We start from the raw sequence: 23,469 nt of genomic DNA on the forward strand, positions 1-23,469 counted from the left end.
TGAACTTCTACAACACTCGACGCCGACACACCGCGCTCGCAGGCCAGCCCCCGATCAGCCGACTGTCACCAACGTCATGACCGAGTACATCTAGGCGCGTGCGTGCAGTTGCAATCCATGTGCAATAAGATGCCGGTGCGGAGGGCCGCCGGCGCTCCGAGCGCCCCCCGGATCGCCCTGCCTCGTGATCGTCTTCTCACCCTTCACGGCGGCGGGCGGATGAAAGAGGACCCCCGCGAGGACGTGACTCGCGGGGTCCTCCACCGCCGGGCCGGCGGCCGGGTCCTACAGGTTGCTGAAGTCGGGGCCCTTGGTGCGGGTCCGCTTGATCTCGTAGAAGCCCGGTACGGAGGCGACCGCCAGGGTGCCGTCCCACAGACGGGCCGCCTCCTCGCCCTTGGGGGCGGGGGTGACGACCGGGCCGAAGAAGGCGATCTGCTCGCCGTCGGCGCCCGGGACCGCGATGACCGGGGTGCCGACGTCCTGACCGACCTTCTCGATGCCCTCCTTGTGGGAGGCGCGCAGTTCGGCCTCGAACTCGAAGTCCTCCTGCTCGGCGTACTCGATCAGCTCGGCGGGCAGGCCGACGTCCGCGAGCGCGCCGGCGACGGCCTCCAGGGTGGCGCCCTCGCCGTTGTTGTGGAAGCGGGTGCCGAGCGCGGTGTAGAGCGGCCCGAGGACGTCCGCCCCGTGCTTCTGCCAGGCCGCGGTCACCACGCGCACCGGCTTCCAGGCCTTGACGAGCAGCTCCCGGTAGTCCTCGGGGAGCTCGTCCAGCCTGTCCTCGTTCAGGACGGCGAGGCTCATGATGTGCCAGCGGACCTCGATGTCGCGGACCTTCTCCACCTCCAGCACCCAGCGGGAGGTCATCCAGGCCCAGGGGCACAGCGGGTCGAACCAGAAGTCGACGGGGGTCTTGTCTGACGAGGTCGTGCTCTCGGACATGGTTCTCCTCGGCCGGCGTGGTCTTTTACAGGGGCAACGACGTCCGCGCGGGCCACATTCCCTGCTGCCGCCTGTCAGGTGCACATGGCAGGATCGGTGCTGTTCAGCCACCACTGACGCGACCACGAGGGAGTGCCGCCCGTGCCCGGTGAGAATCTGTCCCGCGACGAGGCCCGGGAGCGGGCCGCACTGCTGTCCGTCGACGGGTACGACGTGTCCCTGGACCTGAGGTCCGCCGTAGGCGACGGGGACGGCGAGCCGCGCACCTTCCGCTCGGTGACCACCGTCCGCTTCCGCTGCAACGAGCCGGGCGCGTCCTCCTTCGCCGATCTGATCGCGCCGAGCGTGACCTCGGTCTCACTCAACGGCAAGGACCTGGACCCGAGCGAGGTCTTCGACGGCTCGCGGATCGCGCTGGAGGACCTGGCCGCCGAGAACGAGCTGGTGGTCGACGCCCAGTGCGCCTACTCGCGCACCGGCGAGGGCCTGCACCGCTTCGTCGACCCGGAGGACGGCGAGGTCTACCTCTACACGCAGTACGAGCCGGCCGACGCCCGCCGGGTCTTCGCCGACTTCGAGCAGCCCGATCTCAAGGCCCCCTACCGGTTCGAGGTCCGGGTGCCGGAGGGCTGGACGGCGTGGAGCAACGGAGCCGGCGAACTCGTCGACGGCGTCTGGCGGTTCGCGGAGACGAAGCCGATCTCGACGTACATCACGTGCGTGGTGGCGGGGCCGTACCACTACGTGACCGACTCCTACTCCCGCACCTTCGAGGACGGCACGAAGCTGGAGATCCCGCTGGGCGCGATGTGCCGCAAGGGCCTCGCCCCGCACTTCGACGCCGAGGACGTCTTCCTGGTCACCAAGCAGGGCCTGGACTTCTTCCACGACCACTTCGACTACCCGTACCCGTTCGGGAAGTACGACCAGGCGTTCGTGCCGGAGTACAACCTGGGCGCGATGGAGAACCCGGGTCTGGTGACCTTCCGGGAGGAGTACATCTTCCGCGGGAAGGTGACGCAGGCGTCCTACGAGGCGCGGGCCAACGTCATCCTGCACGAGATGGCGCACATGTGGTTCGGCGACCTGGTCACCATGGAGTGGTGGGACGACCTGTGGCTGAAGGAGTCCTTCGCGGACTTCATGGGCACGTACGCGAACGTCGGCGCGACCCGCTTCTCCGACGCCTGGGTGACCTTCGCCAACCGCCGCAAGGCCTGGGCCTACCGCGCGGACCAGCTGCCGTCCACGCACCCGATCACGGCGGACATCCGCGACCTGGAGGACGCGAAGCTGAACTTCGACGGCATCACCTACGCCAAGGGCGCCTCGGTGCTCAAGCAGCTGGTGGCGTACGTCGGCGAGGAGGCGTTCCTGGAGGGCGCCCGCCGCTACTTCAAGCGCAACGCGTACGGCAACACGCGCCTCGGCGACCTGCTGTCGGTGCTGGCCGAGACCAGCGGCCGGGACATGACGGTGTGGGCGCGGTCCTGGCTGCAGACGGCCGGGGTGAACTCGCTGACCCCGCAGGTGCTGCTGGACAGCACGGGCGCCCGGATCGCCGAGCTCGGAATCGTCCAGGAGGCGCCGGAGAGCCATCCGCAGCTGCGCCCGCACCGGGTCGCGGTGGGCCTGTACCGCCGTACGCCCGAGGGAGCGCTGGAGCGGTACGCGCGCGTGGAGACGGACGTGGACGGCGCGCGCACGGTCGTGGCGGAGCTGGCGGGCGCCGAGGCGCCGGAGCTGGTGCTGGTCAACGACGACGACCTCACCTACTGCAAGATCCGCTTCGACGCGACCTCGCTGGCGACCCTGCGGGGGCACCTGGGAGCGCTGTCCGACCCGCTGGCGCGTGCGCTGTGCTGGTCGGCGCTGTGGAACATGACCCGGGACGCACTGCTGCCGGCCCGGGACTTCATCGATCTCGTGCTGCGGTTCGCGGGCCGCGAGTCGGACATCGGCGTGCTGCAGATGCTGCACGCCTGGGCGCACTCGGCGCTGCTGCACTACGCGGCGCCGGCCTGGCGGGAGACCGGCGGGGCGCTGCTCGCCGAAGGGGCGCTGGGCGAGCTGCGGGCGGCCGGCCCGGGCAGCGAGCAGCAGCTGGCGTGGGCGCGGTTCTTCGCGGCCGTGGCCTCGGCCGAGCCGGACCTGAAGCTGCTGCAGGAGCTGCTGGAGGGGACGACGGCGATCGACGGCCTGGTGGTGGACCAGGAGCTGCGCTGGGCGTTCTTGGAGCCGCTGGCCGCGCACGGGGTGGCCGGCGAGCCGGCGCTGGCGGCCGAGCTGGCCCGCGACGACACCGCCTCCGGCAAGCGCCATCAGGTGCGCTGCCTGGCGTCCCGCCCGTCGGCGGCGGTCAAGGCGCAGGCGTGGGCGCAGGTGGTGGAGTCCGACGCGCTGTCGAACGCGCTGGTGGAGGCGACGATCGCGGGCTTCGACCAGCCCTCGCAGCGCGAACTGACCGCGCCCTACGCACACTTGTACTTCGCGGCGATCGAGCGGGTGTGGCGGGAGCGGTCGATCCAGATCGGCATGGACGTGGTCCGGGGCCTGTTCCCGTCCCACCAGGACCGCCGGGAGACCCTCGACGCGACGGACGCCTGGCTCGACGCGCACCGGGAGGCGGCGCCGGCGCTGCGCCGGCTGGTGCTGGAGTCGCGGGACGACCTGGCGCGGGCGCTGCGCGCACAGGAGTGCGACGCGGCGGCCGGCGACCGGTGAGCTTTGGCCTGAGCTCGCCCGGTCGGTGACCGTTACGAAATTCGGGCAAGAGCAGCCGTAACCCCTGGTCCACACCCGATCGGACCAGGGGTTTTCGGTTCCTACTCGGCACCCGAACACCTGACCTTTAGTACCGTCTTGTCCGCATTTCTCGACGACCGTGTAACAGCGGTTAAGGGGAGGACCGGGTGCGGGAAGTTCGTGGCCATGACGCACAACACCCCGCTCTCCCCCCGCCCCCTCCGCCACCTCTCCGAGGCCCACCGCCGGGTGCTGACGGCGGCTCAGCTGCGCGCCCACGGCGTGTCCGCGGCCGAACTGACCGAGCAGTGCCGCCCCGACGGCCCCTGGCGCCAACTGCTCCCCGACGTGGTCCTGCTGCACCCGGGCGCGCCGACCGGCGAGGAGCGGCTGCACGGAGCGCTGCTGTACGCCGCCCGTGAAGCGGCGCCCGCCGTCCCGGCGCAGCCGACGGCCGAGAGCCCGCACCGCCCGCTGTACGCGGAGGCGATGATCACGGGCCTCGCCGCCCTGGCCGTGTACGGCTTCTCGGCCGCGCCCCCGCCGCTCTCGCTGGACCGCGTGGACGTCCTGGTCCCGCGCTCGCGCCGGCTGCGCTCCACGGGTTTCGTCCGCGTCCTGCGCACGTCCGCCCTGCCCACGCCCCGGGTGGTGGCGGGCCTGCCGGTGGCGCCGGTGCCGCGGGCGCTGGCGGACGCGGTGGCGGAACTGGCGGACGCGGAGTCGGTACGGCGCCTGCTGACCGAGGCGGTGCGCGCCGGCCACTGCGAACCAGCCGCGGTGGTGCGGGAGTTGACGCAGGCGAAACTGCTGAACCGGCCGCACGTGGTGGACGCGGTGGACTCGCTGGTGGCGGAGGGCCGCTCGATCGCGGAGGACCGGCTCTACCGGATGGTCCGCGAGTACGGCCTGCCCGACCCGGCCTGGAACGTCGACCTGCGGCTGCCCGGCGGCCCGCACCTCGGCGGCCTGGACGCGTACTGGCCGAACCAGGCGGTCGCCGTGGAGCTCGACACCCGGGCGCCCCGCCAGGACGAGGACGCCCTGTGGTCGGAGTACGCGCGCAAGCGTGAGCACCTGGAGCGCCTGGGCATCACGGTCGTGTACATCACGCCGAAGAAGCTCAGGGACGCGATGGAACAGCAGGCGGCGGTGGTACGCACGGCGCTGATGGCGTCCGGCGACCGCGACCCGGCCGCGTACGTCGTGGTGCTGCCCCGGTAGTGACGGACCGGAGGAGCATCAGGAGGGGAGAGGAGGGGGCTCGCGGACCCGGTCCGCGGGCCCCCTCCTCACGTGCTTCAGTCGCCGGTGGTCCCGTCCAGCAACTCCCGCACGATGTCGAGGTGTCCGTTGTGCCGGGACGTCTCCTCGATGAGGTGCAGCAGCACCCAGCGCAGGTCGGGGTGGCGGTCGTCGCGCATCGTCCGCCGGGCCGCCGTGTCCAGGTCGGTGGCGGCGACCAGCTCGCGGTAGCGGGCGCTCTGCTCCTCGTACTCGGCGAGCAGCCGCTCCAGCGGGACGTCGACCGCGATCCGCATCTCGCGGTCGGGGTCCTCGTCGGTCCACGGCCCCTGGTCCTCCTCGCCGAGGAAGACCACCTGGAACCAGTAGTACTCCACCCAGCGCAGATGGTTGATCAGGCCGCACAGGGTCATGAGCGGGGAGCCCGGCAGCGGGGCCCGGCGGGCGTCCTCCGGCGAGGCACCCTCGCACTTGGCGCGGGCGGTGGCCCGGGCGTAGTCGAGGAAGGTGGTCAGCTGCGTGCGCTCGTCCCAGGAGGAGGGCGTGTCTGTTCTCTTCATCGCTCGGAACACTCGCCCACCGCACACTCGTCCGGCAACCGAATTGATCAGAGGGCGCCCTGCCCGCCGTACGCGTCGGTGCGGGCGGGGTTCGAGGTGTGCACGCCGTCGAGCAGCGTGGCGTAGGCGGCGATCATGCGGGTGCGGCTGAAGCGTTCACGGCCGCGCTCCAGGGCGGGCGCCAGTCCCGCCCGTCCGGCGACCGCCGCCGACCAGGCCGACGCGACGGCACCGGGATCGGGCGGGGTGACGAAGCCGTGGCCGGCGACGATCGCCGCGCTGTCGCCGACGTCGGTCGTGACCGGTACCGCGCCGCACATCATGCCCTCGATCAGGCACAGCGGGGCCGCCTCGCCGGTGACGGAGGTGAGGGCGACGACGTCGCCGGCCGCGTAGACGGCCTCCATGTCGTGCCGGACGCCGAGCGGGTGCACCCGCCCGGCCGGCCCCGGCTCCCCGGCGAAGGCGTCCGTCAGGTCGGCCCGCAGCCCGGGGTTGCCCGGTGTCATCCCGGCGCCGCACATCAGCACGTGCCCGCCGGGCTCCCGGGACAGCCAGGCCCGCGCCGCGCGGAGGAAGAGGGGGACGTTCTTCATCGGGGCGTGGCGGGCCGCGAAGACGATCACCGGGGCGGCGTCCGCGATGCCCAGCGCGGCCCGCACGGCACGGCGCGCCACGGGGTCCGGGCGGAAGCGGAGCAGGTCCACTCCGTTGGGGACGACGTGCAGCAGCTCGCGCGGGACGCCCACGGCCTCGTACGCCGCCCGGGTGGACTCGGCGCAGCACACGCAGGCCACCACGGTGCCGTCGGCGATCGCGGCCTTCAGCTCGTCCAGGGCGGCGCCCTGGTTCTCGGGGTCGGAGCGGTGCAGGCAGACCACGACCGGGCGGCGGGGCAGCCCGCGCTGGTTCAGCAGGGCCAGCGGCTGCTCCTTCAGGGAGAGGACCACGTCCGCCGCGGCCATCGACCGCGCGGTTTCGGCCAGCTCGGGCCCGCTGAAAGCACGCGCCGCGACCGTGCCGTCGACCAGTCCCGCGCTCCGCCCGAGCGAGGTGACGGCGACCTCGCCGGCGGTCAGGGCCCGGTAGCACCGGTCGTCCTCCATACGCTGCCGGGTGGCCTCGCGGACCACCTCGCCGTGGATGCTGAGCACCTGGTGGGACTGGCCGCCCTCGGCCAGCCCCAGGAGGACGTCGCTGTGCAGTATCCGGGCCCCACCGGAGAAGAAACCCTCGTAGACCGACAGAACCCGCAGTCCGTGTCTCGCGCGCACGCGACCACCCGCCTTGCACCTGAAATGAGCCATCCCCGTGAACAGCGGGTTAGCCGATATCAGGCGGTACGGACATTACGTACGCGTGAACGCAAAGCTACGCGAATGAAACGTTGCCTAACAGAATTCCTTTTCGATCACCGCTTCCGTGTCACCCGTCCAGTCCCCGTTGAAATTGAATGCGAGGGAATGCCCGCCGTCCGCCGTCACCACCGCCGAGGACGTGGAGCCGTGAATGCCGCCGTCATGGCCCCAGACATGGACGCCGCAGGTCAGCGTGCGTTCGATGAGACCGAGACCGTACGCCGTGTTCGGCACGCCGGGGATCTTCACGGTGGTCTTCATTTCCTTCAGCTGCGCGGCCGGCAGGAGCCTGCCGCGGAGCAGCGCGCCGTAGAAGCGGTCCAGGTCCGCCGAATTCGAGATCATTTCGCCGGCCGAGGAGGCGAGGGAGGGGTTGAGCGCCGTGACGTCGTAGGTGGGGCCCGTCGTCTCGTTGAATTTCGAGTAGGCACGGCTGCTGGGCCGCGCCACGGTGGTCCTCGTGCCGGGCAGGGAGGTGGCCCGCAGGTGCAGCGGTTCGATGATCCGGTGCCGGATCTCGGTGGCGTAGGAGTGGCCGGTCACCTTCTCGATGACCATGCCGGCGACGACGTAGTTGGTGTTGGAGTAGCTCCAGGACGCGCCCGGGGCGAACTCCGGCTCGTGCCGCATGGCGATCGAGACCAGGTCGTCCGGGGTGTGCGTGTCGTAGCGGTGCCGGAAGAACCCGTCCTTCTGGAAGTAGGCGCGGGTGAAGCCGTCGTCCGTCGTGTAGTCGTAGATCCCGCTGGTGTGGTCGAGGAGCCGGCGGACGGTGATGCGGCGGCCGTCGTGGCCGTGGCCGCGCACCACCCCGGGCAGCCACGTGTCGACCGTGTCCTCCAGGGAGAGCCGCCCCTCCGCCTCCAGTTGGAGCAGGACCGTGGCGACGAAGGTCTTGGTGATGCTGCCGACGCGGTAGCGGTCGGCGGTGGAGCGGAGCCGGTGCGTGCGCAGGTCGCCGACGCCCGCCGTCGTCGACCAGGTGCCGGCGGCGTCCCGCGCGGTGGCGGTCACCCCGGGCACCCCGGCCCCGACCGCCGCCTCGACGGCCTCGCGGGTGGCGGTGTGGCCGTGCCCGGCGGGGCCGGCGGCCCCGGTCGCCGCGACGGCCGGGGCCGCCAGGGCGGCCGAGAGCAGCAGGACGGTGGCGCCCACCGCGGTCGTACGTACGCGCATCTCTTCCCCCAACGTGTGGTGCGTGGTGCGGTCGAGGGAGGGGACCGGCAGTCCTGCGCGAAGGTTGCCCGGATGTGCGCTGGTTGAGTGAGTTTCAGCCCTTCTTCAGCACCAGCTCGGTGTTCCGGTCGGTCTCCTTGCCCGCGAACGTCCTGCTCGCGCCGGGGGCGTTGAAGGCCAGCTCGCGGAAGAGCGCGGCCAGGCCGGTCTGCGAGAGGTCGGTGAAGTCGGTGCGGTGCGGGGCCGCGGACTCGACGAGGGTGGTGAAGACGGAGAGTGTGCCGTCCTTGTTGTCGACCAGTTCGACGATCCGGGCGAGCTGCGGGTGGTCGATGTGCGAGGCGGTGGAGATCTCCCAGAAGGCGCGGCCGCCGGAGGCCCTGTGCGGGGTGACGATGTTCTTGTGGACGTGGCCGTTCACCCAGGCCACCACGTTGTCGTGCCTGGCCAGCAGGGCCACCACCTCGTCACCGGAGTGCCGGCGCTCGCCGGGACGGGCCGGGTCCGGCCGGGTGTTGGTCATCGTCTTGCTGGTGTGGTGGCTGAAGACGACGGCGTAGGAGTCCTTGTTGTCCTTCAGGGTCCTGTCCAGCCACTTCAGCTGGGCGGTGCCGACGGAGCCCTCGAAGTGGCCGCCGGCGTCGTTGGTGTCGAGGCTGATCCCGATCACGTCGCCGGAGATCCGGAAGGAGTAGTACTGGGTGCCGGCGTCGAGGTTCGCGCCGGAGTAGCCGTGGCCGACCGGGCCGGCGCCCTGGTGGGCGGGGTCCAGGTGGGCCTTGAGGTAGTCGGCCTGGGTGTAGGGGGCCCGCTTCTCGTCGGCGGTGACCGGGCGCATGGAGCGCGCGTGGGCCTTGAGGAACTCCCGGTAGCCGGCGCCCGTGGGGTCCTGGGCGTTCCTGTTGGTGTCCTGGAACTTCTTCGCCTCGGCGGCGGAGACGGTCATCAGTTTCCGGCCGCTGATGGCGGCCTCGGCGAGGTAGGGGTCGCCGTGCGAGCCGTAGACGCCGAGCTGGAGGCTGTCGTGGTTGCCGACGGTGGAGTACCAGGGCAGCTTCAGGCCCGGGCTGCGCACGTCCCGGACCGCCGCTGCCAGGAAGCCCTTCAGCTGCGGGAACCCGGCCGTCTTGTCGTGGTCGCGAAGGGCGGAGTCGGGCTGCCAGTACAGGTTCAGGCCGCTGTTCTGGACGCCCTCGTAGTGGCTGGGGTCACCGGAGTCGGGGGCGAAGCGGCCCCCGCTCATCACCTTCATGTACCACTCGAGCTCGCACAGGGCGTTGTTGTCGGTGTTGTCACCGGTGGTCATGACGAAGCCGAGCGGGGTGCCGGTGACGGGTCCGCCGCGCAGCGCGTTGACCCGCTCGACGAGCGAGATGGCGCCCTGCACGGTCAGCGCCTCCTGCGGGCGCCAGGCGTGCGGGTCGGCGGCGCGCACGAACTCCACGCGCAGCGGGTGCTGCACGTCCGTCAGGTGCATGTCGGTGAACTGCACGAACGCCGCGAGAGCCGTACGGCGGCCGGCACGGCCGGTCCTGGGCGTGGCCAGCTCGCTGCGCACGACCCGCCTCCAGCCCGGCCCGTCACCGAGGCGGCGGTAGCCGGAGCCGCCCCGGGGGGTGGCGAGGGACGCGAGCGTCGTGCCCTTGGTGTAGGGGGCGAGCGAGGCCGCCGCGGTCGGCCGCCCGGCGTGGGCGACGGGCTGACCGGTGACGGTGGCGGCCTCGCTGTCGGTGGGCCTCAGTGCGTAGCCGACGCCCGCGGAGAGCGAGACGGCTCCGGCGGCGGCGAGGACGGTACGGCGGTGTACCCCCAGGGCGGAGGTGGCGACAGAGCGTGTGCGCGGCATGGCGCGTCTCCCCGAGTGCGAACGCGGCGGCAGTGGGCCGCGGGCCGTCACAGGCGCCAACGCCCCGCTTGCTCTGGATGTTTGGCATCGGGGATGACCTGTGCGTGAACGCGGCGGCAACGCGCAGCGCCGATCACCGTACGGGGATCTCGGGGTCCCGGGCGCGGCCATGGAGTGGATCGCCGGTGGCCCGGGAGCGGTCACCCCTCGTTCATCCGCCGGGGTAGGGAGGGGCCGCCGGCCGTCCGTCGGCCGGGCGTTCGCGCCACAGCCGCAGAGCCACGTCGACCAGCCGCACGCGGGTGAGCCCGGGGACCGCGTCCAGGTCCTGCCAGGCCGCGAAGTCCGTGGAACCGCCGATCTCGTGGCGCAGTTCGCCGCCCACGACCTCCGCCTCGTAGACCAGGCGCAGGGCGTGATGGTCCGTCATCGGGGTCAGGCCCCGGCGGCGGAAGAGGCGGCGGCGGGAGTCCACGCCGAGCAGACCGGTCACCTCGATGCGGTAGCCGGTCTCCTCGGTGACCTCGCGGCGGACGGTGTCGTACGGGTCCTCGCCGTGCTCCATGCCACCCCCCGGCAGCACCCATTCGGGAGTCCCGCCCGGTCCCGGCGAGCGGGCGAGCAGAAGCTGTCGGTCGCGGACGCACACGGCGTAGGCCGCCACCCTCAAGTTCCGGCGCATGGCCGGACGTTAGCGCGTCCCGTCCGGACCGGCCGGTGAACGGGGGGAGCGGGACCGGCGCGGGGGCGGGACGTGCCCCCGCGGACGACGGAGCCGGCACCTGGAGGCACTGGAGGCCGCGGTGGGCGGATCACCGGCCGAGGCGGCGCCGCTGGTGGACGCCGTGCTGGAGCACGGGCGCATCCGGGCCCGGCTGACCGCCGCCGGTCCGGCCGAGGAGCCCGAGTTCGCCGACCCCGCGTGGCTCGTGGCCCGTGACCATCTCGACCTGCTCGGCCGGGCCCCGGAGCGGATCCGCACCTGCGCCGGCGGCGACTGCGTCCTGCGCTTCTTCGACACCTCCCGCAACGGCACCCGCCGCTGGTGCACCGTGGCCGCGTGCGGCAACCGGCCAAGGCGTCCCGGCATTACGCGCGTTCGAGGGAGAACTGATCAAATACCGGGCTATAGGCGTCCTATCCGCTCACATCACATCGCGGGTTTTCCCCATACGTTGATTTCGATTCGGTCAACAGTCCCCAAACTCGGGGACCTTCGGTAAGGCTGAGCGCTCTCGTCCGCTCGTTCCTTTACCTGAGGGATGCCGATGACCCACACCCCTGAGCGTGATCCCATACCCGGCCCGAGACGCCTGGCCCGCATAGCCGTGACCGTGGGAGTGGTGGCCGCCCTCTCCGCCGCGGGGGCGGTACCCCTGGCCCTCGCCGCGGACGCGCCGCCCGCCCCGGCCGCCGACCCCGGCGTCAAGTCCGCCCACGACAAGCTGGGTGCGGACGACGCCGCCACGCTCGCAGACGCCGAGGCCGACGGCGCCAAGAACATCACGCTGATGATCGCGACGGCCCCCGGGCAGACCGAGCAGGTCGCCGCGAAGCTGGACGCGGTCCCGGGCGGCTCGGTGGGGCGCACCTACGACAAGGTCGGCTACGTCCGCGCCACCGTGCCCACCGGCAGGGCCGACGCCGCCGTCAAGACCGCGGCGGGACTCTCCTCGGTGCACGCCATCGACCTCAAGCGGGAGATCCCGCTCGACGACCCGACGCCGAGCGCGGACACCGCCCGCACGTCCCACGGCGCGACGGGCGGCTACTCGGGACCGGGCAGGAACACCCCGGCGGAGAACCCGTACAACCCCTCCTTCGAGACCGGTGCCGTCGACTTCGTCAAGGACCACCCGAAGGCGGACGGCCGCGGGGTCACCATCGGCATCCTCGACTCCGGCGTCGACCTCGGCCACCCGGCGCTGCAGAAGACCAGCACCGGCGAACGGAAGATCGTCGACTGGGTCACCGCGACGGACCCGATCCTGGACGGCGACGGCACCTGGCGCCGGATGACCAACCCGGTCAGCGGCCCGTCGTTCAGCTACGGCGGCGCGACCTGGAAGGCGCCCGCGGGCGACTACCAGGTCAGCCTGTTCCGCGAGTCGGCCACGGCCGGCGGCGACGCCAAGGGCGACGCCAACCGCGACGGCGACACCACCGACGCCTGGGGCATCCTCTACGACCCGGCCGCCGGCACCGTACGCGTCGACCTGAACAACAACTTCGACTTCACCGACGACACGCCGATGAAGCCGTACAAGGACGGCTACCAGATCGGCTACTTCGGCACCGACGACCCGAAGACCGACGTCGTCGAGCGGCAGCCGTTCGTCGTGCAGATCCGCAAGGACGTGCCCACCGACCCCTACGGCGGCGACTGGGTCGGCAAGAAGGCCGACTTCGTCAACATCGGCGTCATCGAGTCCGAGCACGGCACCCACGTGGCCGGCATCACCTCCGCCAACGGCCTGTTCGGCGGGAGGATGAACGGCGCCGCCCCCGGCGCGAAGATCGTCTCCTCACGTGCCTGCACCTGGACCGGCGGCTGCACCAACGTCGCGCTCACCGAGGGCATGATCGACCTCGTCACCAACCGCGGTGTCGACATCGTCAACATGTCGATCGGCGGTCTGCCCGCGCTGAACGACGGCAACAACGCGCGCGCCGAGCTGTACACCCGGCTCATCGACACCTACGGCGTCCAGCTGGTGATCTCCGCGGGCAACTCCGGCCCCGGCGCCAACACCATCGGCGACCCCGGCCTCGCGGACAAGGTGATCTCGGTCGGCGCCACCATCTCCAAGGAGACCTGGGCCGCCGACTACGGCTCGGCCGTGGCGACGAGGTACGCGATGATGCCGTTCTCCTCGCGCGGGCCGCGTGAGGACGGCGGCTTCACGCCGACCCTGAGCGCGCCCGGCGCCGCGATCAACACCACCCAGACCTGGCTGCCGGGCTCCCCGGTCGCCGAGGCGGGGTACACGCTGCCGGCCGGCTACTCGATGCTCCAGGGCACCTCGATGGCCTCCCCGCAGGCCGCCGGCGCCTCCGCGCTGCTGCTGTCGGCCGCGAAGCGGGAGGGCATCGACCTGACCCCCGCCACCCTCCGCACGGCCCTGACCTCGACCGCCGACCACATCAAGGACGTGCAGGCGTACGAGGAGGGCGCGGGCCTGATCAACGTCGTCGACGCCTGGAAGTCCATCAGGGACGACGCCACCGCCCACGAGTACACCGTGAAGGCGCCGGTCGACACCGCGATCGACTACGCCCTGAAGACCCCGGGCTTCGGCACCGGCCTCTACGACCGCGAGGGCGGCCTGCAGGCGGGCCACAAGAAGACCTACGACGTCACCATCACCCGCACCTCCGGCCCGGACAAGGCCGTCCGGCACGAGCTGCACTTCGAGAACAACGCCGGGCACACCTTCCGGATCCTCGGCGACGACGTGGTGAAGCTGCCGCTGAACCAGCCCGTGACCGTCAAGGTCCAGGCCGCCCCCGCGTCGGCGGGCGTCAAGAGCGCGATCCTGGAGGTCGACGACCCGCGGACCGAGGGCATCGACCGGCAGATCCTGTCCACCGTCGTGGTCTCCTCGCCGCTGCACCACACCTACTCGGCGTCCGGCTCGGTGCAGCGCAACAGCACCCGGTCGTACTTCGTGACGGTGCCCGAGGGCGCGAAGTCGCTCGAGGTCGCGATCGGCGGGCTCAAGGACAAGAGCCAGACCCGCTTCATCGCCATCCACCCGTACGGCACTCCGGTCGACGAGACCTCGACGCCGAAGTGCTACAACAACTACCTCGACGGCAACGGCTGCAAGCCCGACGTGCGCTCGTACGCCGACCCGCAGCCCGGCGTGTGGGAGATCGAGGTCGAGGCGCGCCGCACCTCGCCGCTGCTCGACAACCCGTACCAGCTGGACGTCTCCGTCCTCGGCGCGGCCTTCGACCCGGAGACCGTGACCGTCCCCACGGCCAAGGTCGGCACCCCGGTCACCGCCTCCTGGAAGGTGACCAACGAGTACGCCGCCCTGGACGGCAAGCTGGCCGGCGGCCCGCTCGGTTCGTCCAGAACGACCCGTCCGGCGATCAAGCAGGGCGAGACGCAGACCACCACGGTGGAGGTCCCGGCCGGCGCCACGTCGCTCGACGTCGCCATCGGAGGCGTCTCGGACGCGGGCGCCGACCTCGACCTGACGGTGTACGACGCGAAGGGCACGCAGGTCGCCCAGTCCGCCGACGGCGACTCGGAAGAGGCGGTCTCCGTGCCGTCGCCGGCCGCCGGCACGTACACCATCAAGGTCGTGGGCTACTCGGTCCCGGCCGGCAGCACGGACTACGACTACCGGGACGTGTTCTTCTCCTCCGCGCTCGGTTTCGTCACGGTGGACGGCTCACCGGTCAAGCTCGGCACGGGTGACTCGGCGACGGTGACCGGCCAGGTCACGGCCACCGCCGAGGCTCCGGCCGGCCGCGAGTTCTTCGGCCGCGTGCAGCTGCTGAACGCGCGGGGCACGGTCGCGGGCACCGGCAGCGTGAAGATCGAGAAGGTCACGCCGTAACGGCCTGACCCGATCGTCCGTCAGGGCGGGTGTCCCGGTGGACGTCCGCCCGGAGGGGGCGGGTGCCCCGGTGGACGTCCACCGGGGAGGGGCGGGTGCCCCGGCACACGTACACCCGGAAGGGGCGGGTGCCCCGGCACACGTCCACCCGGAAGGGGCGGGTGCCCCGGTGGACGTCCCCCCGGAAGGGGCGGGTGCCCCGGCACACGTCCACCCGGAAGGGGCGGGCGTCCTTATGGACGCCCGCCCCTTCGTGGCCGGGCTCAGGGCGTTGTGCCGGAGGGGCACGGGGTGTGCCCGGACGCCGGCAAGGCCTCGGTGATCCGGGCACGTTCGGCGGCCACGCGGGCGTCGCCGACGGTCCACCGGGTCGCGTCCGGCCGGCCCGCACCGACCTGGACGAGCACGTGCTGTCCCTTGCGCGGTGCCGGCTCCGCCCCTCCGGCGAGCAGGAAGCCGACCTCCGCCGGTCCGTGGGCGGGCTTGTAGGACCGGATGACGCTCAGCGTGATGCGGCTCCAGGAGGAGGGGGTGCGCGGTGCCGGGCCGGGCGGTGCGGAAGGGCTGGGCGGTGCGGAGGGGCTGGGCGGTTGCGCGCCGGCTTCCACGGCGACGACGGTGCCCTCCACCACCAGCCGGGAGCAGGCCAGGTCGCGCACCGGGTCCGAGGGCCGCCCGCCCTCACCGGACGCCTCGGCCGGCGCGTCGGCGGCACTCTTCGCACCGGCGTCGTCGGCCCGCCCGCCGGACGCGTCGCCCGGGGCGTGCGTCACCAGCCAGCCGAACCCGAAGGCCAGGCAGAAGGCGGCGACCCCGGCGAACGAGCCGAGCGCCACACGCGCCGCCCGGCGGGATCGGGAGGGGCGGCCCGGGCGCCGGGATCGAGGGGAACCGGCGGCACGCGCGCCGCCGCCGAGGCGAGCTGCCCCGGAACGCTGCCCGCCAGGCGGCGAGTCCTGCGGCCCGGCCCCGCCCCCGGGCACCTCCGCCTCGCCGCCCACCACCCCGGCCTCCCACGCCGGCGCCTTCTCCACGACCCCCGGCTCGCGCGCATCCCTCGCGGACGCCGGTGCCTGTGTGCTCTTCGCGGACGCCGGTGCCTGCGTGCCCTTCGCGGACGCCGGTGCCTGCGTGCCCCTCGCGGACGCCGGTGCCTGCGTGCCCCTCGCGGACGCCGGTGTCTGCATGCCCCGCCCGGCCTCCGGTGCCCGCGTCTCCCCCTCGGGCCCCTCTGTCTGCCTCTCCCCTGTCTGCCTCTCCCCCGTCAGTGCCTCCGCCAGCCAGGTCAGCTGGTTCTTCAGCGTGGTCACGTCGGCCTCGGCCGCCCGGTGCTCGGCGCGGCGGAGCGGGTCCTGGAGGGCGTCCTGCGGCAGGGGTTCCCCGGTGATGGCGGCCATCAGGGCGTCCATGCCTTCGTGGGCCGCCACGTCGTAGGCCGCCCCGTCGTAGGCCGACCCGTCATGGGCCACCCCGTCATGGGCCGTGCCCTCGTCGGCCGCCCCCTCGCAGGCCGCGCCGTCGGCCGCCCCGTCGTAGGCCGCCCCGTCATGGGCCGTGCCCTCGTCGGCCGCCCCCTCGTAAGCCGCCCCCTCGTAGGCCGTGCCGTCCGCGCTCTCGTGTCCGGCGGTCACGTCACACCACCTCGTCCTCGTGCAGCCGTGCGCGCAGGGCGCGCACCGCCGTGTGCAGCCTGCTCTTGACCGTGCCCTCGGGGACGCCCAGCTCGGCGGCGATGTCCCGCACCTGCAGGTCGGCGAAGAAGCGCAGGACGAGCACCTGCCGCTGGGCGGCGGGCAGGGCGTCCAGGCCCCGGGCGACGGCGAGCGAGAGCAGGCTGGTCTCCTCGCCGGAGGGGTGGGCGGGCTCGCGCAGCGCGGCCAGCCGCTCCCCCAATCGCTCCTGGCGCCGCTTGGCCCGGTGCCAGTCCATGGCGAGGTGGGACGCGACCACCGCGGCCCACGCCGAAACGTCCCGCGGTGCCTCGCGGCCGCTCGCCGTCCGCTCCAGCAGCCGCAGCCTGACCTGCTGCACCCCGTCCGGCAGGTCCGACTGCGGCACCCCGCCGAGCGCGAGCACCGCCCGCACCCGGCGTTCCTGGGCCGCGTCCAGCGGATCGTCACCGGCCCGGTCCGTGCCGGTGGCGTACGCCCCTCGATCACGGCGCGCTCCTCCGCGCAGCACAAGCCACCCCCCTCGCCTCCGCCCCTACGACGCCGGGGCCGGGCGGAACGTTCGGGCCCGGCCGGAATTTCCCGGGGCCGGCGGCCGAGGCGTACGTCACACCGCCGTGTGGCCGCAATCCGGACGGGCAGGGAGCGGGACAGCACAGCTTTCGGCGTGCACCCTCCATGGAGCGAATTTCTCCAGCTCAGCGGGGTGCCCGACGGAGGTACGGAACCGGCCGCCGGGTGATCGTGTCCTCGTTCCCGGGGCGCGGCACGCAAAGAATTGGACACGCGGACCGGGGTCGGCCGCATGATGGAAAAGCCCCGGTCATGTGAGAGACGGATAGAGGGAGTCACTGTGAGGGTCGGAATCGTCGGAGCCACCGGTCAGGTCGGCACGGTCATGCGCAGGATCCTCGCGGAGCGGAACTTCCCGGTCACGCAGCTGCGCCTGTTCGCCTCGGCCCGCTCGGCCGGGACCGTGCTGGACGGCGTGACGGTGGAGGACGCGACGACCGCCGACTACACCGGCCTCGACATCGTGCTCTTCTCCGCCGGCGGCTCGACCTCCAAGGCGCTGGCCGAGAAGGTCGCCTCCCAGGGCGCCGTCGTCATCGACAACTCCTCCGCCTGGCGCAAGGACCCCGAGGTCCCGCTGGTCGTCTCCGAGGTGAACCCGCACGCCATCGCGGACCGCCCGAAGGGCATCATCGCCAACCCGAACTGCACCACCATGGCCGCGATGCCGGTGCTCAGGCCGCTGCACGAGGAGGCCGGCCTGGAGGCGCTGACCGTCGCCACGTATCAGGCGGTGTCCGGCTCCGGGCTCGCGGGCGTGGCCGAGCTGCACGGCCAGGTGCAGAAGGTGGCCGCCGAGGCGGACAAGCTCACCCATGACGGCGGCGCGGTCGACTTCCCCGAGCCGCAGGTCTACAAGCGCACCATCGCCTTCAACGTGCTGCCCCTCGCGGGCAGCATCGTCGACGACGGTCTGAACGAGACCGACGAGGAGCAGAAGCTCCGCAACGAGTCCCGCAAGATCCTGGAGATCCCCGGGCTGAAGGTCTCCGGCACCTGCGTGCGCGTCCCCGTCTTCTCGGGCCACTCCCTCCAGGTCAACGCCCGTTTCGCCCGGCCCATCTCCCCCGAGCGCGCCACCGAGGTGCTCGCGAAGGCCCCGGGCGTCGCCCTCTCCGAGATCCCGACCCCGCTGCAGGCGGCCGGTCAGGACCCGTCGTTCGTCGGCCGCATCCGCCGCGACGAGACGGTGGACAACGGCCTGGCCCTGTTCATCTCCAACGACAACCTCCGCAAGGGCGCCGCGCTGAACGCGGTCCAGATCGCGGAACTGGTGGCGGCGGAGCTGTCCGGCAAGTAACGGGCCGGGTAGCAAGGAGCCTGCGGGAAGGGGCGGCCACGACCACGTGGCCGCCCCTTCCGCGTCCTCCGGGCTGACCTGACGGGGGCACGGAGACGGGAACGGTACGGAGGTCCGCACAGGTGCGGGCGGGGACGCGGGACAGGTGCCGGCACGGTACGGAGGTCCGCACAGGTGCCGGCGGGGACGCGGGCGCTTCGCCGACGTCACCGGCGGCATGGCCCCGGCGCCGAGCGCGCGAGAGGGCGCCCGGATCGCCGGGCGCCCTCGTCCTGCTCCGCGTACGGCCTACCGGCGGCCCTACTGGGCGGCCGCGTCCGCCGCCTGGGCCTTCAGGGCGCGCTCCACGCCCGCGCGGGACTCCGAGACGAGGCGGCGCAGCGCCGCGTTCGGCTCGGCGGAGGCCAGCCAGGCGTCCGTCTTGGCCAGGGTCTCCTCGCTGACCTGGACCGACGGGTACAGGCCGATCGCGATCTGCTGGGCGATCTCGTGCGAACGGGAGTCCCAGACGCCCTTGAGGACCTCGAAGTACCGGTCCGTGTACGGCGCCAGCAGCTCGCGCTGGTCGGTCTGCACGAAGCCGCTGATCACGGCCTCCTGCACGGCGTTGGGCAGCTTGTCGGACTCGACGACCGACGCCCACGCCTCCGCCTTGGCCTCCTCCGTGGGGCGGGCCGCGCGGGCGGTGGCCGCGTGCCGCTCACCGGCCGCGGTCTTGTCCCGCTCGTACTCGGCCGTGATGTCGGCCTCGTCGAAGTGTCCGACCGCGACGAGCCGCTGCACGAACGCCCAGCGCAGCTCGGTGTCGACGACCAGGCCCTCGATGGTCGTCGCGCCGTCCAGCAGGGCGTCCAGCAGGTCCACCTGCTCCGGGGTGCGCGCGGTCGCGGCGAAGGCCCGCGCCCAGGCAAGCTGGTGGTCGCTGCCCGGCTCGGCGGCACGCAGGTGGGCCAGCGTGGCGTCGGTCCAGTGGTTCAGCAGCGCCTCGCGGGTGGCGGGGTCGGCGTAGAGGTCGATCGCGAGCTTGACCTGGCGGTGCAGCGACTGCACCACGCCGATGTCGGACTCCTTGCCGATGCCGGACAGGACCAGCGAGAGGTAGTCGCGGGTGGCCAGTTCGCCGTCCCGCGTCATGTCCCACGCGGACGCCCAGCACAGGGCGCGCGGCAGGGACGCCTCGAAGTCGCCGAGGTGCTCGGTGACGGTCTTCAGCGACTCCTCGTCCAGCCGGACCTTGGCGTAGGACAGGTCGTCGTCGTTGAGCAGGACGACCGCCGGGCGGCGCTTGCCGGTCAGCTGCGGTACGGCGGTCAGCGCCCCGTCGACGTCCAGCTCGACCCGGTCGGTGCGCACCAGCTTGCCGGAGTCGGCGTCCAGGTCGTACAGGCCGATGGCGATGCGGTGCGGGCGCAGGGTCGGCTCGCCCTTGGCGCCGGCCGGCAGGGCCGGGGCCTCCTGGCGGACGGCGAAGGAGGTGATGACCCCGTCGGCGTCGGTGGCGATCTCCGGGCGCAGGACGTTGATGCCGGCCGTCTGCAGCCACTTCTTCGACCAGGTCTTCAGATCGCGGCCGGAGGTCTCCTCCAGGGCGCCCAGCAGGTCGGACAGGCGGGTGTTGCCGAACGCGTGCCGCTTGAAGTAGGCCTGCACGCCCTGGAAGAACTCGTCCTCGCCGACGTAGGCGACGAGCTGCTTGAGCACGCTCGCGCCCTTGGCGTAGGTGATGCCGTCGAAGTTGACGAGCACGTCGTCCAGGTCGCGGATGTCCGCCATGATCGGGTGCGTGGACGGCAGCTGGTCCTGCCGGTAGGCCCAGGTCTTCATCGAGTTGGCGAACGTGGTCCACGAGTGCGGCCACTTCGAGCCGGGCGCGGCGGCCTGGCAGGCGATGGAGGTGTAGGTGGCGAACGACTCGTTCAGCCACAGGTCGTTCCACCACTCCATGGTGACCAGGTCGCCGAACCACATGTGGGCCAGCTCGTGCAGGATCGTCTCCGCGCGCACCTCGTACGCCGCGTCGGTCACCTTCGACCGGAAGACGTACTGGTCGCGGATGGTCACCGCGCCCGCGTTCTCCATCGCGCCCGCGTTGAACTCGGGCACGAACAGCTGGTCGTACTTCTCGAAGGGGTAGGCGTAGTCGAACTTCTCCTGGAACCAGTCGAAGCCCTGCCGGGTGACCTCGAAGATCGCGTCCGAGTCCAGGAACTCGGCGAGCGAGGGCCGGCAGTAGATGCCGAGCGGCACGGACTGGCCGTCCTTCTCGTACACGCTGTGCACCGAGTGGTACGGGCCGACGATGAGCGCCGTGACGTACGACGAGATGCGCGGCGTCGGCTCGAAGGCCCAGACGTTGTCCTTGGGCTCGGGCGTCGGGGAGTTGGAAATGACGGTCCAGCCCTCGGGCGCCTTCACGGTGAACCGGAAGGTGGCCTTCAGGTCCGGCTGCTCGAAGGACGCGAAGACGCGGCGGGCGTCCGGGACCTCGAACTGGGTGTAGAGGTAGGCCTGTTCGTCGACCGGGTCGACGAATCGGTGCAGGCCCTCGCCGGTGTTGGTGTACGCGCAGTCGGCGACGACCCGCAGGACGTTGCGCCCCTGCAGCAGCCCGGGCAGGGCGATCCGGGAGTCCTGGAAGACCTCGGCGGCGTCCAGCTGGTCGCCGTTGAGCACCACCTCGTGGACGGCCGGCGCCACCAGGTCGATGAACGACTCCGCGCCGCCCCGCGCGGCGTCGAAGCGCACCGTGGTCACGGACCGGTAGGTACCGCCCTCCTGCGCGCCGGAGAGGTCGAGATCGATCTCGTACGAGTCAACGGTGAGCAGCTCGGCCCGCTGCTGTGCCTCTTCGCGAGTCAGGTTTGTGCCAGGCACGCGGTCATCTCCTCGATATGTGTCGGTTGCGTCATCCTTCCATGGGACCGGTGGGGAACGCGATGTCCGGTTCCCGCCGGTGAGCGCGGCGGCGCGGCGCGACGCTGGGCACATGACGACATACACCGCACGGCCCGTCACGGCCGGGGTCCTCAAGGAGCTGCGCGAGGCCGACGACGCGGGCCGTCCGCCGCTCCCGTTCGCCGACGAGGAGGGCGGGGCACCGCTGCGCTGCTGTCTGCGCCGCAGCACCCCCGGCGAGCGGATCGTCCTGGTCTCCTACGCGCCGCTGCGCCGCTGGGCGGCCGAGACGGGTGCCGACCCCGGTGCCTACGACGAACAGGGCCCGGTCTTCGTCCACGCCGACGACTGCCCCGGCCCGGACGGGGCCGCGCTGCCCTTCACCGAGGTCCACCGCACGGTCCGCCGCTACTCGGCCGACGGCCACATCCTCGGCGGCCGCCTGGTCCGGGACGGGGCCGGCTTCGAGCCCGCCTTCGCGGAGGCCTTCGCCGACCCGAAGGTGGCCCTGCTGCACGTCCGGGCGGTGGAGTACGGCTGCTTCCTCTACGAGGTACGGCGGACCCCGGACACGTCCGCCACCTGATCACCGGGGCGGTCCGGGCGAGCGGCAGCCGTGTCGGCCAGCGCCCGGAGCACCTGATCACCGGGGCGGTCCGGGCGAGCGGCAGCCGTGTCGGCCAGCGCCCGGAGCACCCGGGCCACGGCCCGGCCCGTCTCCGCGCCCCTGCGGACCGCCGCCACCACGTGGCGCACCGGACGCTCCGCGCCCAGCTCGCGCAGGATGACACCCTCCCGGCGGCCGGCCACCATCCGCGGTACCAGGGCGACCCCCATGCCCGCCTCCACCATGGCGAGGATCGCGGTCCAGCCGGAGGCCGAGTGGCCCTGGTGGGGGCTGAAGCCGGCCGCCTCGCAGGCCCGGCGGGTGATGTCCGACCAGGGCCCGCTGCCGCCGAAGATCCAGGGCTCCCCGGCGAGGTCGGTCAGGGCCAGGGCGTCGGCACCGGCGAGGGGATGGCGTAGACCGCCACGCCGAGCAGCGAGGCCAGCAGGACGTACCGGCCGTGCCGGCGCAGCAGCGCCCGCTGCCGCCAGGCCTGCCGGGCGCCGAAGGGGGCGACGGCGATCAGGGCGATCACCCAGCGCCAGAAGGCGTGCTGGACGGGCGGGACGCTGTCGTGCAGTCCACGGGAGGTGACGAAGCTGCCGGACCAGACGACGGTGGCGAGCGCGGCGCAGGCGACACCGAGGAGCGGGGCGGCGGCCGTGCGGGCGGGGCGGGTGGGGCGTGAGTTCGAGGCGGTGGTCCGGGGCAGGACGTCGGCCACTGGGGTTCCTTCGCTGGGGCTAGGGGGATCGGGTGGGTGCGTCCCTACCGTCCCAGCGGCGAACCTGTCAGGTCCATCGAATCTTCACGACCATTCCCTTCAGGGAAACCGAATGGTCGGCGGCTGTGGACCGCCCGCGAGCCGCAGGAGCCGCTTTCTTGCCGTCGCCCCGGCCCCCGCCGATACTCACCGCATGCAGCAGCGCAAGGACCCCGTCGACGCGATCATCGATGAGTGGGCGCAGGCGCGGCCCGACCTCGACACCAGGGCGATGGAGATCTTCGGCCGGGTCTTCCGGCTCAGCCGCGCCATGGGCGACCGGCTGGAGAAGGCGTACGAGCCCTATGGCATCTCCCGCGGCGAGTTCGACGTGCTCGCCGCCCTGCGCCGGGCCGGCGAGCCGCACACCCTCTCGCCCCGCCAGTTGTCGGCCGCCCTCATGCTCACCACCGGTGGCATGACCGGCCGCCTCGACAAGCTGGAGCGGGCCGGTCTGGTACGCCGCTCCCCCGACCCGCACGACCGGCGCGCTCTGCAGGTGACGCTCACCGAGGAGGGCCTGCGGCTGATCGACGAGGCGCTCGGCGCCGGCCTGGCCGAACAGAGTGCCGCCCTGACCGCCCTGACCGCCGAGCAGACCGGCCGACTGGCCGACCTGCTGCGGGACCTGCTGGACGGCACCGCGAAGTAGCCGGACCCGGACGGGCGCCGCTCAGGAGGCTCCGGAGAACGCCGAGGGCGCCGGTCCCGTCCGGGTACGGCGGGTGCGCGTACCGGCGGGGGGACCGGCGCCCTGGGCGACGGAGACCACGGTGCGGTCAGGCCTTGACGTCGGCTCCGGGCCTGACGTTGATGTTGGACGAGGTGTCGTCCTTCTTGCGGTGGGACCGGTCCAGCGCCATGACGAGGCCGGCGATCACCACGAACAGGGCCACCGGCAGGAACACGTAGAGACCCAGCGTCTGGATGACGCTCAGGCCCGGGCCGGGGTCGTCGCCGTCGTCGCGGGCCAGCGCGAGCGCGGGAGACGACATGAGCAGCATCATCAGCGTCGTACCGGCGGCCAGGGCGCCGGCGCGCAGGGCGTTCTTCTTGTCCACGCTCTCAAGTTAGCGAACCGCCGCGCGGGGTGCGCGCGCGGGGTCCGGTAGGGGGTGCGGGGCAGGGCGGGGGTGCGGGCGCGAGATCCGGTAGGGGGTGCAGGCAAGGGCAGGACGCGGGGCGGGGCCGGGAGAAGTGCCGCGGCAGCGGCCC

16 protein-coding genes and 3 pseudogenes are annotated in these 23,469 nt (G+C 72.5%); 7 read left to right on the plus strand and 12 right to left on the minus strand.

Annotated features, from left to right (window positions below; translation table 11 throughout):
* Positions 1 to 285: 285 nt before the first annotated feature.
* Complete coding sequence (locus ABVB68_RS20035; RefSeq protein ID WP_353602442.1) at positions 286 to 945, minus strand: mycothiol-dependent nitroreductase Rv2466c family protein; 660 nt, start codon at positions 943 to 945, stop codon at positions 286 to 288.
* 141 nt (positions 946 to 1,086) lie between these two features.
* Between ABVB68_RS20035 and pepN (ABVB68_RS20040) the strand changes: the two genes are divergently transcribed.
* Positions 1,087 to 3,669, plus strand: coding sequence for an aminopeptidase N (pepN, locus tag ABVB68_RS20040; protein ID WP_353602443.1), 2,583 nt, complete (start codon positions 1,087 to 1,089; stop codon positions 3,667 to 3,669).
* A 207-nt stretch (positions 3,670 to 3,876) separates the two neighbouring features.
* On the plus strand, positions 3,877 to 4,914 hold the full coding sequence (locus ABVB68_RS20045; protein WP_353602444.1) for a hypothetical protein: 1,038 nt from the start codon (positions 3,877 to 3,879) through the stop codon (positions 4,912 to 4,914).
* Positions 4,915 to 4,991: 77 nt separating this feature from the next.
* Here the strand turns inward: ABVB68_RS20045 and ABVB68_RS20050 are convergent, their stop codons facing one another.
* The 5 genes from ABVB68_RS20050 to ABVB68_RS20070 all read right to left on the minus strand — a co-directional run bounded on the left by ABVB68_RS20050 (position 4,992) and on the right by ABVB68_RS20070 (position 10,557).
* Positions 4,992 to 5,495 (minus strand): DinB family protein, encoded by a 504-nt coding sequence (locus ABVB68_RS20050; RefSeq protein WP_353602445.1) that lies wholly within the window; start codon positions 5,493 to 5,495, stop codon positions 4,992 to 4,994.
* A gap of 47 nt (positions 5,496 to 5,542) precedes the next feature.
* On the minus strand, positions 5,543 to 6,769 hold the full coding sequence (locus ABVB68_RS20055) for a glycosyltransferase (protein WP_353602446.1): 1,227 nt from the start codon (positions 6,767 to 6,769) through the stop codon (positions 5,543 to 5,545).
* A 117-nt stretch (positions 6,770 to 6,886) separates the two neighbouring features.
* Entirely contained in the window at positions 6,887 to 8,029 is a 1,143-nt protein-coding gene (locus ABVB68_RS20060; protein WP_353602447.1) for a serine hydrolase domain-containing protein, read from the minus strand.
* 94 nt (positions 8,030 to 8,123) lie between these two features.
* Positions 8,124 to 9,875, minus strand: a complete 1,752-nt coding sequence (locus ABVB68_RS20065) for a TIGR03767 family metallophosphoesterase (protein ID WP_353602448.1) — start codon at positions 9,873 to 9,875, stop codon at positions 8,124 to 8,126.
* Positions 9,876 to 10,086: 211 nt separating this feature from the next.
* A complete protein-coding gene (locus ABVB68_RS20070) occupies positions 10,087 to 10,557 on the minus strand; it encodes an NUDIX hydrolase (RefSeq protein ID WP_353602449.1) in 471 nt (156 codons plus the stop codon).
* A gap of 103 nt (positions 10,558 to 10,660) precedes the next feature.
* On the opposite strand from ABVB68_RS20070, the pseudogene ABVB68_RS20075 reads away from it, so the two are divergent.
* Both ABVB68_RS20075 and ABVB68_RS20080 read left to right on the plus strand, forming a co-directional pair.
* Positions 10,661 to 10,989 (plus strand): annotated as a pseudogene (locus ABVB68_RS20075) (CGNR zinc finger domain-containing protein); the annotation flags it as partial.
* 154 nt (positions 10,990 to 11,143) lie between these two features.
* On the plus strand, positions 11,144 to 14,446 hold the full coding sequence (locus ABVB68_RS20080) for a S8 family serine peptidase (RefSeq protein WP_353602450.1): 3,303 nt from the start codon (positions 11,144 to 11,146) through the stop codon (positions 14,444 to 14,446).
* Positions 14,447 to 14,709: 263 nt separating this feature from the next.
* Here the strand turns inward: ABVB68_RS20080 and ABVB68_RS20085 are convergent, their stop codons facing one another.
* Together ABVB68_RS20085 and ABVB68_RS20090 are read right to left on the minus strand one after the other, a co-directional pair.
* Positions 14,710 to 16,077 carry a hypothetical protein gene (locus ABVB68_RS20085; protein ID WP_353602451.1) on the minus strand — a complete coding sequence of 456 codons (1,368 nt, stop codon included), beginning with the start codon at positions 16,075 to 16,077 and terminating at the stop codon, positions 14,710 to 14,712.
* Position 16,078: 1 nt separating this feature from the next.
* The gene (locus tag ABVB68_RS20090) at positions 16,079 to 16,627 is read right to left on the minus strand and encodes an RNA polymerase sigma factor (RefSeq protein WP_503006201.1); all 549 of its coding nucleotides are present in this window, start codon (positions 16,625 to 16,627) and stop codon (positions 16,079 to 16,081) included.
* A 342-nt stretch (positions 16,628 to 16,969) separates the two neighbouring features.
* Here ABVB68_RS20090 and ABVB68_RS20095 point away from each other — a divergent pair, with 342 nt between their 5' ends.
* Positions 16,970 to 17,989, plus strand: a complete 1,020-nt coding sequence (locus ABVB68_RS20095; RefSeq protein WP_353602452.1) for an aspartate-semialdehyde dehydrogenase — start codon at positions 16,970 to 16,972, stop codon at positions 17,987 to 17,989.
* Between the two features lie 300 nt (positions 17,990 to 18,289).
* Here the strand turns inward: ABVB68_RS20095 and pepN (ABVB68_RS20100) are convergent, their stop codons facing one another.
* Positions 18,290 to 20,863, minus strand: coding sequence for an aminopeptidase N (gene pepN, locus ABVB68_RS20100; RefSeq protein ID WP_353602453.1), 2,574 nt, complete (start codon positions 20,861 to 20,863; stop codon positions 18,290 to 18,292).
* 112 nt (positions 20,864 to 20,975) lie between these two features.
* Between pepN (ABVB68_RS20100) and ABVB68_RS20105 the strand changes: the two genes are divergently transcribed.
* Positions 20,976 to 21,470, plus strand: a complete 495-nt coding sequence (locus ABVB68_RS20105) for a DUF1203 domain-containing protein (RefSeq protein ID WP_353602454.1) — start codon at positions 20,976 to 20,978, stop codon at positions 21,468 to 21,470.
* A gap of 77 nt (positions 21,471 to 21,547) precedes the next feature.
* On the opposite strand, the pseudogene ABVB68_RS20110 reads toward ABVB68_RS20105, so the two are convergent.
* Both ABVB68_RS20110 and ABVB68_RS20115 read right to left on the minus strand, forming a co-directional pair.
* Positions 21,548 to 21,904 (minus strand): annotated as a pseudogene (locus tag ABVB68_RS20110) (LysR substrate-binding domain-containing protein); the annotation flags it as partial.
* A 2-nt stretch (positions 21,905 to 21,906) separates the two neighbouring features.
* A pseudogene (locus ABVB68_RS20115) lies at positions 21,907 to 22,215 on the minus strand (EamA family transporter); the annotation flags it as partial.
* 193 nt (positions 22,216 to 22,408) lie between these two features.
* Here ABVB68_RS20115 and ABVB68_RS20120 point away from each other — a divergent pair.
* Positions 22,409 to 22,906 carry a MarR family winged helix-turn-helix transcriptional regulator gene (locus ABVB68_RS20120; protein ID WP_353602455.1) on the plus strand — a complete coding sequence of 166 codons (498 nt, stop codon included), beginning with the start codon at positions 22,409 to 22,411 and terminating at the stop codon, positions 22,904 to 22,906.
* Positions 22,907 to 23,033: 127 nt separating this feature from the next.
* Here ABVB68_RS20120 and ABVB68_RS20125 read toward each other — a convergent pair whose 3' ends face one another.
* Entirely contained in the window at positions 23,034 to 23,315 is a 282-nt protein-coding gene (locus ABVB68_RS20125) for a hypothetical protein (RefSeq protein ID WP_353602456.1), read from the minus strand.
* Positions 23,316 to 23,469: the final 154 nt, after the last annotated feature.

The organism is Streptomyces sp. NPDC096012 (genome assembly GCF_040426375.1).
Taxonomy (GTDB): Bacteria; Actinomycetota; Actinomycetes; order Streptomycetales; family Streptomycetaceae; genus Streptomyces.